The organism is uncultured Gilvimarinus sp. (assembly GCF_963972205.1).
GTDB classification, from domain to species: Bacteria; Pseudomonadota; Gammaproteobacteria; order Pseudomonadales; family Cellvibrionaceae; genus Gilvimarinus; species Gilvimarinus japonicus.
The window spans coordinates 38,454-50,311 of record NZ_CAXAUC010000005.1 but is presented as its reverse complement, the minus strand read 5'-3'; the positions used below and the strand labels follow the sequence as shown (position 1 = coordinate 50,311).

The window sequence follows — 11,858 nt, the reverse complement described above, 5'->3', positions numbered from 1 at the left end:
CTGAACCTGTTTACCGACCATCAAGAGGCTTTATGCACACACTGATTCGCACCGCGCTTACTTTGCTACTCACGACCGTCGCGCTAAATGCCCACGCCGATTTAAAACAGCTGGGGACGGACTTTCGCACCATGATGTCAAACTACACCATGAACCAAGCCATAAAACAGCGCTGCCCGGATATTACTTTACCCGAAATGCAATCCCGGCCTATCGTCGAGAGAGCCATGCAAAATAAGCTTGGTATTCAGAATTACATCCAGCTGATGATGAGCATCAATAAATCCGACGACAAAAAAAATGCACTGGCCACCGTCGATAAGCTCTGGGAAAGTATCGAAGGCTGCGAAGACCCCAAGCTAACCGCCGCACTGGGCCGCATTGCCAAAGCCCACAGTGAAGCTTATGCCCGTTTTGAGTCCGAGCCGGCACTTGTTAAACCCAAAGACGTACCTGTGCCAATGCGCCGGCGGTAATATAACCTTCGCAGCGGCGCGTACCATTGTGACGCGCCGCTTGCCTTACCCCCGTAATGGCGCCTAAGATCTTATAAATAAAAACTTCTCTTACCTTTGGTAAGCCCATGAGCGACGCCCAAGATTTGCTGCTGGATATGATCGCAGCCCTGCCCGACCCGGTGTTTGTGTTAACCGAGTCAGGGCGTTATGTGGCATTGCTCGGAGGCCACGATCGCCAGTACTATCACGACGGCTCACACCTGGTAGATTTCACCCTCAATGACGTTTTACCGGCAGAAAAGGCGGATTGGTTTCTCCAAGAGATACGCACCACTATCCACCAAAACCGCTTACGTATCGTGGAATACAGCTTGGCGGGCCGAGATGTCTCGGGGCTACCGACCGATACCGGCCCAAGGGGCGACCTTTGGTTTGAGGGGCGCATTCAGCCGCTGGCCAACCCTATTAATGGCGAGCGGGCAGTCGTGTGGGTCGCCTCCAACATTACCGAGCGCCACGACCTCCAGGGGCAACTGCAAACTTTAAGCGAGACCGACGAACTCACCGGGGTCTACAATCGCCGTAAACTATTGGCCGAACTTGAGCAAAATTTTGCCAAGTTTCAGCGCTATCACACACCGTTAGCGCTGCTCATTTTTGATATTGATTATTTCAAGCTCGTCAACGATCAGCACGGCCACCTATTTGGTGATCAAGTGCTGCGCGATCTGGCGCAGCAATGCCAATCCCAGCTGCGCGAGCCGGACACCTTAGGGCGTTTTGGCGGGGAGGAGTTTGCTCTAGTATTACCCAACACTGAGCTTAAACAAGCTTTGCAACTGGCCGAGCGGTTGCGCCTCGACTGTGAGCAAATGCGTTTTGCCAGCACCACCAATAACGCGGCCATCACGATCAGCATTGGCCTCAGCGTTGCCACCAAAACCGATCGTGACATTACCGACCTACTCAGACACACCGACGACGCGCTCTATCGCGCCAAACACGCCGGGCGCAATTGCGTAAAATACCGCACGCCGGATACTGGCAGCCCGCCCTCGATGGATCTATAGTTTACAGTGGTGCCCAACCGACAACTCTCACTCTACAGGCACCTCTAACGTCGAGGTAAGCTATGCAGACACGCTCCCAATTTCGCCTTATCCTGCTGATAGTATTCGCTGCTTTTAGCACCCTTTGCCAAGCCGCAGCCGTCGAGGGGCGCTGGATCACGATCGATGACCGCGACGGCAGTCGCAAAAGTATCGTCACCCTAAATTTAAACGCGGCGGGCGAGCTACAGGGCACAATCACCCAGCTCTTGCGCGAAGAGGCCAAAGGCTCACGGTGTGAAAAATGCCCCGAGAACTTTAAAGACCAGCCCTTAGAGGGGCTAACGTTTATGTGGGGGCTAACCCGCGAAGCCGAGGGCGAGTGGGCTGGCGGTAGCATTCTCGACCCTAAAACCGGCAAAATCTATAAAGCCAAGCTGGAGCTCAACGAAGGAGGCAACAGCCTGACGGTACGCGGGTTTATCGGTATATCACTGTTTGGCCGCAGCCAGACTTGGGAGCGCTATACCCCCTAAGTCTAAATAGCGGTGCCAAAGCGTATCGACCACTATGGCGCCGCTTGATCGTTAGGCACGCAGCCTTCATCGCCGGCAGCCATAGAGCCGAGGCTAATTTCCGCAATATGCAGCTCCAAAGCGCCCGTGGTGCCGATGCTAAAGGGCGAAGCCACTTTGCTTAGATCAAGTCCGTTGGCGGCAAAGCAATCCAGTGCCAAAGGCAGCGCCATCCACTGACCACGAGGCATCCCCCTGAGGTTATCCGCCACATCAACCTCGGCTTCACAACCTTCACCACAGCTCATTTTGACCTTAACGGAGCCCGGCACCCGGCTCTCAACTTTAAGGGCAACTATTAGCTCGGCGGCCTGCTCAAACTTAGATAAATCCACGCTGCGGCCACTAATAGCGACACCGCCCCAATTATCTTTACGATCCCATTTCAGCTTGATGGCATCGGGGAACTGCTCAGTCGCCGCACTCGACATACGAACCTTGCCGCTACTGCTTTTGCCTTCGTTAGCCTCTAGCGGTTGCCACCAGTTACCCGGATCAGACAACACCCAGTGCCAAGCATCGGGCGTCTGGCCTTTGGCAAAATAGATAAAAGTGGGGTTCAGAGGCGCCTGATCGGCGGCTAAGGCGGCAGTACTAGGCAATAAGGCTAGGGCGACACCCATTACAATGGTACGAAACATTCAATCATCCTCACGATTATTATTAATTATGTGATGATTAATATTATGCTTGGCACTGTAGAGCGTCAACCACGAGATGACTGCTTAAAAAATGACCCAACTAATAGCAAAGCCGCCCATTACATTGTGCTCGGTTTCCACCAGCGGACTATCGCGAAAGTCCGTCCCCTGCAAATTAGAGTAGCGCAGATAAAACGCAAACCAATAATCGCTAAAGCGCCGGCTTAAAGCCGCCTGAGCATTAAAACCATTGTAGCCACTGCTCGCCTCGTAAGCTGGCCGATCGGGTAGGGCGTACTCTGGCTTAACCGTGTAGTAATAATCGTGGTATTTACCCGAGGCAAACACCGGCCCCGTGCGGGCGGTCCACTTCCAACCACCTTTGATGGACTGTTTATAGACCAACGATGGGGTACTCACGACCCCAATATATTCGGGCGAGCCGTCACCCAAAGCGATGACCGCCCGCAGCGGCAACGAGAGCGAAAAGCCTTGAGAGAAATTAGGCCCGGTTAAATTAACCTTAACCGCGGGCCCCGCCTCTAGGGTAGAGCCAAGCTCTTCCATCCCCTCGCGCAGTTCGTTTTTATCGCTGTCGGGGGTTACCGACACGGCCATACTGGCGGTTAGCTCCAGCGCATCGGTGCGTAAAAAGTCGCCCTGCAAACCGTCACCGTCGGTACGAAACACCGGCCCGCGATACACCACGTAAGGAATCGGGGCGATATAATCGCGATAGGATTTGGAGCCGCGATAGTCTGGGCCATATAAACCGCCCACTCCGATGCCCGCTTCCCAGCGTTTTTCGGGCTCTTCTTTCACCAAGCCAGCACTTCTGTGTGGCTCAGTTGTCGCCTCTGGCGTCGTTTGCGCGTGCGTCGCGAGCACAAAACAACTGCCAAGTACAGCAACCCAACCTTTGTATAGCAATCTCAATGCAACGTCTCCTGGCCAAAGAGTGCGCGAATATCCGCCGCGCTATAGCGATAAAGCTGGTTACAAAATTGACAGTCGATCTCGATTTCACCTTTTTCGATTAACAGTTGCTCGACATCACTCTGCCCTAACGACTTCAACGCCTCGGCACTGCGCTCCCGTGAGCAGCTGCAGGCAAAGTGGATAGCGCTGGGGCTAAATAGCCGCAAGGACTGTTCGTGAAACAACCGGTACAACAGCTGGTTGTGATCAACCCGCCGCAACTCGTCGCTCGACACGGTGTCGGCTAAGGCCTGAGCGGTGCGCCATTGATCGGCGTTATCCTCGGCGCTGGCCGCTAGCTGCTGCGGCAATGCCTGCAACATAAGGCCCGAGGCCGCGTCCTGATCGGCCGCCAACCAAAAACGCGTCTCTAATTGCTCACTTTGGCGAAAATAGTGCTCTAGGCAGCCCGCCAGATCATCGGCCTCCAGGGGCACCACGCCCTGATAGCGCTCTCCTTTTGCCGGGTCAAGGGTAATAGCCAACACGCCACCCCCGAGCAAATCGGGTAGGGTAGCCGCCTCGGCGTCAATCTCACCATCGGGGGCGGGGCGCACAATCGCCCGAATCTCATTGTGGTGGCTACATTCGGCCATCACCAACGACAAAGCACCCTCACCGCGGGCTTGTAACGTCACCACACCATCAAATTTTAATGTGCTCGACAATAGCGCCACCGCCGCGACAAATTCGCCCAACAGCGCCTGTACAACCTTAGGGTAATCGTTGTGCGCGAGAATCTCTTGGTAGCTGGCACCAAGCGTTACTATCTCACCGCGAATATCACAGTCATCAAAAATAAAGCGGTGCAGTAAGTCGTTGCTGATCATAGCGGGTTCCAAAACGGGTAAAATGCGCGCTCGCGCGAAAGGTCGTCGATAAAACGAGGCAAACTCTAGCTGGATTCATCCATGTTCATGTTGCGCTGAAACCGGTGAATCTGGCGCCGTTCCTTTTTATTGGGACGGTGGTCACTGACAATAAAACTCCCCAATCCCGCCTTGCGCTCGGCCGCACGCTGCTCGCGCAAGACAATACTAGCCTCGGTTTCGCGGTACAGCAGCTGTGCCTCGGGGGCGCCACGCCGCTTATCCGACAGTGCGAGCACCTCGACGGTTTTATCATCCCAACCCTGACGAATAGTGAGCGTCATACCCACTTCCAGCTCGCGACTGGGTTTAATACGCTGACCGTCGGCATTGATTTTACCACCTTCTATGGCAGCTTTGGCGAGGCTTCGAGTTTTAAAAAAGCGCGCCGCCCACAACCATTTATCGACGCGGACTTTAGCGCTGGCAGGTTCAGCCACGGGGCACCTCCGGCATAATTTCACTAAAGTGCTCAATCGCAGGGTAGCCCGCAACGCGGCGCGCCACTTGACTGTCCGGTTGGTGAATCGCCAGTAAATGGGCAATGCCAAAATCCCGCGCCGAATCCAGCACCCGCAACGTATCGTCGACAAATAGGGTGCGCGCTGGATCAAACGGCTCGCGCGCGGCCAGTGAGCGCCAGAACTCTTGCGCTTCTTTGGCGTGTGAAAACTCGTGGGAGGAGACGATTAAATCAAAGTGCTTGTCGATCTGGGTGACCTCAAACTTCAGTGACATGCTCTGCGGATGGGCATTGGTGACCAGCATCACGTGTTTACCGGCGGCGCGCAAACGATCGAGAAACTCCTCGGTGTGGGGGCGTATCTGAATTTTATGTTTAATCTCTTCTTTTAGCGCCCGGATATCCAGCTCAAGCGCGTCGGACCAAAACTCTAGGCAGTACCACTGCAAGCTGCCCACATGCTCGTCGATTCGTGCCGCGAGCTTGGCGCGGGCAGCCTCAAAATCGACCCCGTGGATCTCACTGTAACGGGCCGGCAGGTGATGCAGCCAAAAGTAGTTATCGAAATGCAGATCGAGCAAGGTACCGTCCATGTCCAGCATAACGGTATCAATAGCTTGCCAATCGATCATTGTGTACCTCTAGAGTCTGGGCTCGGGCGCCATTGGTGGCACCCATAGATTAACGCCCAGAGTTACCCTAGACGCTACTGTTGCTTGATTTTATCACTTTCCGCTAGGCCAGATACAACCTCAATATTAATACCGTCAGACAGACCTACTTCAATTTCGCGCCGCGCAAACTGCTGCGGCGCCGTTTGTACCTCGACAAAATACTGATCCTCTTCGATCAGTAGATTACTTTCGTTGATCGCCAACACATCTTCACGCTTATCGAGCACGATATCGGCATTGGCGCTGTAGTTGGCGCGCAGAAATAACTTATCGGACAAAGTCACCGCAGCGCGAATTTCAAACTTAATGGTGCCCTGATCATCTTGCCCCTGCGGCGAGATATACTCCAATACGGCCGAGAAGGGCTCCCCCTCCAGGGCGCCAACATCGAGCAGCAGCTCCATCCCCTCGCTAATTTTTCCCACCTCGGCCTCGTCTACCAGGCCTTCAAAAATCATATCGGTCATATCCGCCAGCGCAGCAACGGTGGTGCCGGCACCATAGGTGCTCGACTCAACAATAAAAGCACCCTCTTTATGGGGAACATCCAAAATCATACCGTCCGCCGTCGCGCGAATCATATTGGACACTAAATCAGACTGACGGGTTGCCCCTTCGCGAATCAACAGTAAATTATTCTCGGCCGAGTGCATCGACTCTTTCGCTAACTCGTAGCTCAGGCGAAACTTGTTATAGGCTGACACCGACACTAACTCTTGCTCCAAGAGATTTTTCTGTCGGTTCAGCTCATCTTCGGCGTTGTTAAAACTAATGCGCGCACTCTCAAGCTGCGACTCAGCGTGGTTAAGCGTCACCATATTGGGGGCCATCGATATTCTGGCCACTAAATCGCCTTTCTTAACGGTTTCGCCAGCAGTCACGTATAACTCATCCACAACGCCGGACACTTGCGAGGTAACGTTAACCTGTTTACGCGGAATCACCTTACCGGTCGCCACCGTCTTTTTCACAACCGTGGTGGTAAACGGCGACGTTGTTTCATACACCACCGGAGCCTCTTGTGATTTCTGATACAAAAATACCGCTGTACCAACAAAAATAACGGCTATTAACAACAGAAAGAACATCCATATAAATTTTTTCATAACAGTTAACTCAATAAGTAATGATGTACGTTGTATGTTATTCGTCTTGCAAAGCAACAATAGGGTTAACCGCCGCCGCTTTGGCCGCCGGCAACAAAGAGGCCAGCACGCCAGAAACAATCAAAACCAGCACAGCAATCAAGGCGGTCGTAAAATCCACTGACGGCCTGGCAAACATATCGGCGCCGCCGGTCATCTCTAAAACATTAGCAACGCCTGCCAGTAAAAAAACGCCAACCACTAAACCAAAATACCCCGCAACCGCCGTAATCAGTACTGACTCTTGCACAATCATCGACACAATCGACGCCGGCGTCGCGCCCAGCGCTTTGCGCACACCTATCTCGCGGGTGCGCTCTTTCACCACAATCAACATAATATTGCCCACCCCAATAGCACCGGCGGTAATCGTGCCTACCGCCACCAGCCAACTAAAAAATTTAATGCCGGTAAACAACCCTTGAATTTTGTCGTACTCCACCTGCAAGTTAAAACTGCCCAATACGCCAACATCATCGGGGTGCACGTCTTTGCGCTGATACAGATACTTTTTAACCTCTTGTTCGGCAACACTGGCATGAATGCCGGGTTTGGGCTGAATCACAAAACTGCCAATCCAGCCGGACTGATTAAATGCGTGGCGCAGAGTATCGTTAGGAATATGTATTTTTTCTTCATCCTGCGAATTATTGCCGCGCTGCTGCGAGTCAAACGTACCCACCACTTGAAAATTAATACCGGCAATACGGATGTTAGCGCCAATCACCGGGTCGCCGGCATCAAACAACTGCTCTTTAGCCCGCGCGCCAATCACCGCCACTTTGCGCTTATCGCGATCATCGATTTCGTTTAAGTAGCGCCCCTGCGTTACGGTAACCGAATTGATCGGCGCCATCCCCGCGTGCGAGCCCTGCACAAAAAAAGTCCCACTATTATTTTTATGCACCGTATAAGGCGGAGTACCCGACCAGACTCCGATACTGTTTTGCCCGTAAACCTCGCGCACACTGGGCACGTCGCGTTTAATCGCCGCTACATCCTCTGGTTTAAGCGTCACGCGGCGGCCAATAGGTAAACCCTTATACGGCAGCTGCGTGGTGCTGCCACTCCAAATAAAAACATTGTTGGGCGATGCCGGAAACCCATCCATAACGCCATTGCGTAATCCCGTGCCGGCACCGAGCAACACGGTGAGCATAAAAATCCCCCAAAACACACCAAACGCGGTTAGTGCGGTACGCAATTTATGCTGTGCAAGCGAGGTGAGTATTTCTTGCCATTTATCGAAATCAATCACAAGCTGTGTCCTTGATTCATCACTACTCCGCCTTCATGGCTTCAACGGGCATAATGCGCGCCGCGCGCATGGCCGGAATTAAACCCGCTAGCGCGCCCACCACAATCAATAACACCACGGCCGTTACCGCCGCCTGAAAATTCACCTCGGGGCGGCGAAAAAACTCCAACTCGGCCCCCGAGACTTTTAAGCCGTAAGCCATCAACTCGACCAACCCCACCCCCAGCACTAAGCCGCAGTAACCGGCAATACTGGTCACCAACACCGACTCCATTAACAGCGTACTGACAATACTAAAAGGCGTGGCACCAAGGGCTTTGCGAATACCAATCTCGCGGGTGCGCTCTTTAACGGTAATAATCATAATATTGCTGATACCGACAATTCCGGCGGTGAGAGTACCGAGACCGACAAACCAAATAAAACCATTAATGGCCACAAACAGGCCTTTCACCATTTTTGCCGGTTCGGCAAAGTTAAACGATTGAATCGCGCGGCGATCATCCGGTGATACCCCATGACGCTGCTTAAGTAATTTGATGATGCGCTCTTGCACGGCAAAACCATCGGCGTCGGCATCGGGGCGCGCCCAAATGGTATGCACTTGGTTACCACGCCCAAAAGTTTTGGCAAAAGTACTGTAGGGCACATAGACGCGCTCAGAGTCGCGACCGTTATTGCCCCGGTCGTGAAATACGCCGATCACCTTTAAATGTACATTGTTAACTTTAATCCACTCGCCTACCGGGTCAGCACTCGCACCAAACAAGCGGTCTCGTACACTGGTGCCAACAACAGCAATTTTTCGGGTATTAAGCTCATCCAGTACATTGATGGTACGGCCGGCCCGAAAGGGAACTTTATCGCGAATTTTAAAAAACCGATCATCAATGCCGTAGGTTTCAAACATGCCTTGTTTATTGTGGTACACCACCGATCCCTGACCCATCGAGTTGGCACCGGTCACATAACGCAGGCCTTCAACCTGACGGCGAACTGCCTCGATATCCTCGTTGGTATACATGATTTTTCGCCCCAGCCCCCGGCCCTGATACGCCACCGACGTGGTTCCGGTCCAAATCACAATCGAATCGAGTGACTCATCGCCAAAGGTATTCATCACTCCGTTTTGCATCCCGCGGCCGGCACCGAGCAATAAAATCAGCATAAAAATGCCCCAAAACACACCAAAGGCGGTTAGGGCGGTACGCAATTTATTTTGCCGTAGGGTAAAAAGAATTTCCTGCAGGCTATCCCACATTCTTAAGCCTCCGCAGGCGCCGCTGGTAAGGGCTCGCCCTCGGCATTCACCACACGGCCATCGCGCAAAATAATTTGCCGCTGGGTCTGATTGGCAATGTCCTGTTCATGGGTGACGATCACAATGGTATTACCCATTTGATGCACTTGATGCATCACCGCCATAACCTCATCGGTGGTTTTACTGTCGAGCGCACCGGTAGGTTCGTCGGCGAGAATTACTTTGGGTTGCGTTACCAACGCGCGGGCCATCGCCACCCGCTGCTTTTGTCCGCCCGACAACTGGTAGGGCATATGCTCGGCGCGATCGGCCAAGCCCACCATATCTAAATACTCCAGCGCGCGGGCGTTGCGCACTTTGCGGCTGACTTTCTGGTAGTACAGCGGCAGTGCGACATTCTCCAGCGCGTTTTTAAATGGCAGTAAGTTAAACGACTGAAACACAAAACCGATAAATCGATTGCGTAAATCGGCGGCTTGACGCTCTTTAATATGATTGATCGGATGTCCGGCGAGGGTGTACTCGCCACTGTCGTAGTGATCCAGCACACCCAGAATATTCAGCAAAGTTGATTTACCCGAGCCGGACGACCCCATAATAGAAACCAATTCGCCCTCGGCAATATGCAGATCAATGCCCTTTAGCACATGCAAAGACTGCTCGCCGGTACGGTAGTATTTATGAATATTATTTAACCTGATCATGCAAACATCCCGTTGGTTTCATGCGCGTCCTGTCGCGCGAGCTAATCATCAGACGCACCCACAACCGTTTTGGTTGCACCGGCGCCTTGGGAAAGGGGTAGCTTGAAATCTGTACAACTGAGAGTTGCGGGCCTATCCCTAAGCTATTTTTGAGTGAATCTAGGTTTATCTAAGTGGCAACGCCGACATTTATGGTCGTGTTTATAGGGCGCTTCTTGTTACTATTGATGTAGCAGCGCTAAGCACTGATAAGATTTGTTTTACACCAACCACTCTGATTAAAACCGCTCAAGCGCTACTTACTGGCCTCACCACAATAGCGAGCGCCAGTGTAACCCATTTCGACGGCGTTCACCGCCTCGTTAACGGCAAGCTTACGGACACTTACATGCCCGAAAAACCTAAAATTTTGCAGCGTCAAACCGTCGCCCAAAGCCGGTTGTTTCGCGCCGAGCAGCTGGACTTACGCTTTAGCAATGGCGTCGAGCGTCGCTACGAAAAGCTCTGCAGTGGCGGCCCCGGTGCCGTGTTAATGGTGCCCATGCTCGACCCCAATACCGTGCTGATGGTACGCGAATACGCCGGCGGCCTAGAGGATTACCATTTGTCGCTACCCAAAGGTGCGATGGATAAAGGCGAGACTCCCGAACAATCGGCCAACCGCGAGCTTAAAGAAGAGGTAGGCTACGGCGCGAGTAAACTCGATTACCTAAAGTGCCTGCACTTATCACCCTCGTACATGGAGCACAAAATTCACGTGCTACTGGCGCGCGACCTGTACCCCGAACGCCTTGCCGGCGACGAGCCCGAACCGCTCGAGATCGTGCCCTGCAACATCGACGACTTACTAGCGCTAACCATGCGCGACGACGTGATAGAAGGGCGTACCATCGCCGCCCTGTTTATGGCCCGCGCCTGGCTCGCGCGCCATGGATAATACCCTAAGCCGCTTGGGCGCATTAGCCATTGAGGCCGGCGAGGCCATCGAAGCGGTCGCCCGCGAAGCGCGCTGGGAGATAACCGAAAAATCCGATCTATCGCCGGTGACGCAAGCGGACCTCGCCGCTCACGACATCATCAGCGCCGCTTTGCCCGGCATTATTGATGTGCCGATTATCTCTGAAGAAGACGCCTTGGCCCCATTCAAGACCCGCAGCGAGTGGGCCCGTTATTGGCTGATAGACCCACTGGACGGCACCCGGGAGTTTATTCGCGCGCGCCCAGAATACACCGTAAACATTGCCCTAATTACCGCCGGCAAGGCCGAAATAGGCATCGTCTATTGCCCCGCCAGCCGGCGCCTGTACCTTGGCAACCACAACGCGACTCACGGGCCAGTGGGCAGCTTTAAAGCCACCGATGGCAACCACCACTGGCTGCCCCTTAGCGCCCGCCGCTTGCCCGCCGAGCCCACCCTGATTTGCGGCCACCGCCAGGGCAGCGCCACCGAGGCCCAATTGCGCCGCGCCCTAAGCGAGCTTACCGGGCACAGCGAAGCGCCAACCCGAATGGGCAGCTCGATAAAATTTTGCCTATTGGCCGAGGGGCGCTACGATTTATATCCGCGCTTAGGCCCCACCAGCGAGTGGGACACTGCCGCCGGCCAAGTCGTGTTAGAAGCCGCCGGTGGTGCGGTGCTGGAGGCCCGCACGCTGGAACCTTTGGGTTACAACCGCCGCGACAGTATTCTCAACCCGCCATTTTGGGCTGTGGCCGATGGGCACCCTAGCAGCTTCGGTTTTTGGCAAACCCTGCGCCGGCACAGCACCTAACGCAACATATA

Annotated in this window: 14 protein-coding genes; 5 read left to right on the top strand and 9 right to left on the bottom strand. The window is 53.7% G+C overall.

Annotation, left to right across the window (positions count from 1 at the left end):
- Nucleotides 1–32: 32 nt before the first annotated feature.
- From AACY82_RS09870 to AACY82_RS09860, 3 genes are all read left to right on the top strand, one after another.
- Nucleotides 33–476, top strand: coding sequence for a hypothetical protein (locus AACY82_RS09870; protein ID WP_339616643.1), 444 nt, complete (start codon nt 33–35; stop codon nt 474–476).
- Nucleotides 477–583: 107 nt separating this feature from the next.
- Entirely contained in the window at nt 584–1,528 is a 945-nt protein-coding gene (locus AACY82_RS09865) for a diguanylate cyclase (RefSeq protein WP_339616642.1), read from the top strand.
- Between the two features lie 62 nt (nt 1,529–1,590).
- A complete protein-coding gene (locus tag AACY82_RS09860) occupies nt 1,591–2,043 on the top strand; it encodes a DUF2147 domain-containing protein (protein WP_339616641.1) in 453 nt (150 codons plus the stop codon).
- A gap of 32 nt (nt 2,044–2,075) precedes the next feature.
- Here AACY82_RS09860 and AACY82_RS09855 read toward each other — a convergent pair whose 3' ends face one another.
- The 9 genes from AACY82_RS09855 to AACY82_RS09815 all read right to left on the bottom strand — a co-directional run bounded on the left by AACY82_RS09855 (nt 2,076) and on the right by AACY82_RS09815 (nt 10,075).
- Nucleotides 2,076–2,723 (bottom strand): putative glycoside hydrolase, encoded by a 648-nt coding sequence (locus tag AACY82_RS09855; RefSeq protein ID WP_339616640.1) that lies wholly within the window; start codon nt 2,721–2,723, stop codon nt 2,076–2,078.
- 84 nt (nt 2,724–2,807) lie between these two features.
- Nucleotides 2,808–3,659 (bottom strand): MipA/OmpV family protein, encoded by an 852-nt coding sequence (locus AACY82_RS09850; protein ID WP_339616639.1) that lies wholly within the window; start codon nt 3,657–3,659, stop codon nt 2,808–2,810.
- Nucleotides 3,656–4,531, bottom strand: a complete 876-nt coding sequence (gene hslO, locus AACY82_RS09845) for an Hsp33 family molecular chaperone HslO (protein WP_339616638.1) — start codon at nt 4,529–4,531, stop codon at nt 3,656–3,658. The genes AACY82_RS09850 and hslO overlap by 4 nt, the downstream gene beginning before the upstream one ends.
- 65 nt (nt 4,532–4,596) lie before the next feature.
- Nucleotides 4,597–5,010 carry a S4 domain-containing protein gene (locus AACY82_RS09840; RefSeq protein WP_339616637.1) on the bottom strand — a complete coding sequence of 138 codons (414 nt, stop codon included), beginning with the start codon at nt 5,008–5,010 and terminating at the stop codon, nt 4,597–4,599.
- Nucleotides 5,003–5,665, bottom strand: a complete 663-nt coding sequence (gene yrfG / locus AACY82_RS09835; RefSeq protein WP_339616636.1) for a GMP/IMP nucleotidase — start codon at nt 5,663–5,665, stop codon at nt 5,003–5,005. The genes AACY82_RS09840 and yrfG overlap by 8 nt, the downstream gene beginning before the upstream one ends.
- Nucleotides 5,666–5,739: 74 nt before the next feature.
- Nucleotides 5,740–6,813 carry an efflux RND transporter periplasmic adaptor subunit gene (locus AACY82_RS09830; RefSeq protein ID WP_339616635.1) on the bottom strand — a complete coding sequence of 358 codons (1,074 nt, stop codon included), beginning with the start codon at nt 6,811–6,813 and terminating at the stop codon, nt 5,740–5,742.
- Nucleotides 6,814–6,850: 37 nt separating this feature from the next.
- Entirely contained in the window at nt 6,851–8,110 is a 1,260-nt protein-coding gene (locus AACY82_RS09825; protein ID WP_339616634.1) for an ABC transporter permease, read from the bottom strand.
- Nucleotides 8,111–8,132: 22 nt separating this feature from the next.
- Complete coding sequence (locus tag AACY82_RS09820) at nt 8,133–9,371, bottom strand: ABC transporter permease (RefSeq protein ID WP_339616633.1); 1,239 nt, start codon at nt 9,369–9,371, stop codon at nt 8,133–8,135.
- Between the two features lie 2 nt (nt 9,372–9,373).
- Nucleotides 9,374–10,075, bottom strand: coding sequence for an ABC transporter ATP-binding protein (locus tag AACY82_RS09815; protein ID WP_339616632.1), 702 nt, complete (start codon nt 10,073–10,075; stop codon nt 9,374–9,376).
- 388 nt (nt 10,076–10,463) lie between these two features.
- Here AACY82_RS09815 and nudE point away from each other — a divergent pair, with 388 nt between their 5' ends.
- Together nudE and cysQ are read left to right on the top strand one after the other, a co-directional pair.
- Nucleotides 10,464–11,012 carry an ADP compounds hydrolase NudE gene (gene nudE, locus AACY82_RS09810; protein ID WP_339616631.1) on the top strand — a complete coding sequence of 183 codons (549 nt, stop codon included), beginning with the start codon at nt 10,464–10,466 and terminating at the stop codon, nt 11,010–11,012.
- Nucleotides 11,005–11,847: a 3'(2'),5'-bisphosphate nucleotidase CysQ gene (gene cysQ / locus AACY82_RS09805; protein ID WP_339616630.1), complete on the top strand. Its 843-nt coding sequence runs from the start codon at nt 11,005–11,007 to the stop codon at nt 11,845–11,847. The genes nudE and cysQ overlap by 8 nt, the downstream gene beginning before the upstream one ends.
- The last annotated feature ends 11 nt before the right edge of the window (nt 11,848–11,858 follow it).

Bases quoted from the DNA above. Each gene is read 5' to 3' on its own strand.
- AACY82_RS09870 (WP_339616643.1), top strand. From the start codon at position 33: ATGCACACACTGATTCGCACCGCGCTTACTTTGCTACTCACGACCGTC.
- AACY82_RS09865 (WP_339616642.1), top strand. From the start codon at position 584: ATGAGCGACGCCCAAGATTTGCTGCTGGATATGATCGCAGCCCTGCCC.
- AACY82_RS09860 (WP_339616641.1), top strand. From the start codon at position 1,591: ATGCAGACACGCTCCCAATTTCGCCTTATCCTGCTGATAGTATTCGCT.
- AACY82_RS09855 (WP_339616640.1), bottom strand. From the start codon at position 2,723: ATGTTTCGTACCATTGTAATGGGTGTCGCCCTAGCCTTATTGCCTAGT.
- hslO (WP_339616638.1), bottom strand. From the start codon at position 4,531: ATGATCAGCAACGACTTACTGCACCGCTTTATTTTTGATGACTGTGAT.
- yrfG (WP_339616636.1), bottom strand. From the start codon at position 5,665: ATGATCGATTGGCAAGCTATTGATACCGTTATGCTGGACATGGACGGT.
- AACY82_RS09830 (WP_339616635.1), bottom strand. From the start codon at position 6,813: ATGAAAAAATTTATATGGATGTTCTTTCTGTTGTTAATAGCCGTTATT.
- AACY82_RS09820 (WP_339616633.1), bottom strand. From the start codon at position 9,371: ATGTGGGATAGCCTGCAGGAAATTCTTTTTACCCTACGGCAAAATAAA.
- AACY82_RS09815 (WP_339616632.1), bottom strand. From the start codon at position 10,075: ATGATCAGGTTAAATAATATTCATAAATACTACCGTACCGGCGAGCAG.
- nudE (WP_339616631.1), top strand. From the start codon at position 10,464: ATGCCCGAAAAACCTAAAATTTTGCAGCGTCAAACCGTCGCCCAAAGC.
- cysQ (WP_339616630.1), top strand. From the start codon at position 11,005: ATGGATAATACCCTAAGCCGCTTGGGCGCATTAGCCATTGAGGCCGGC.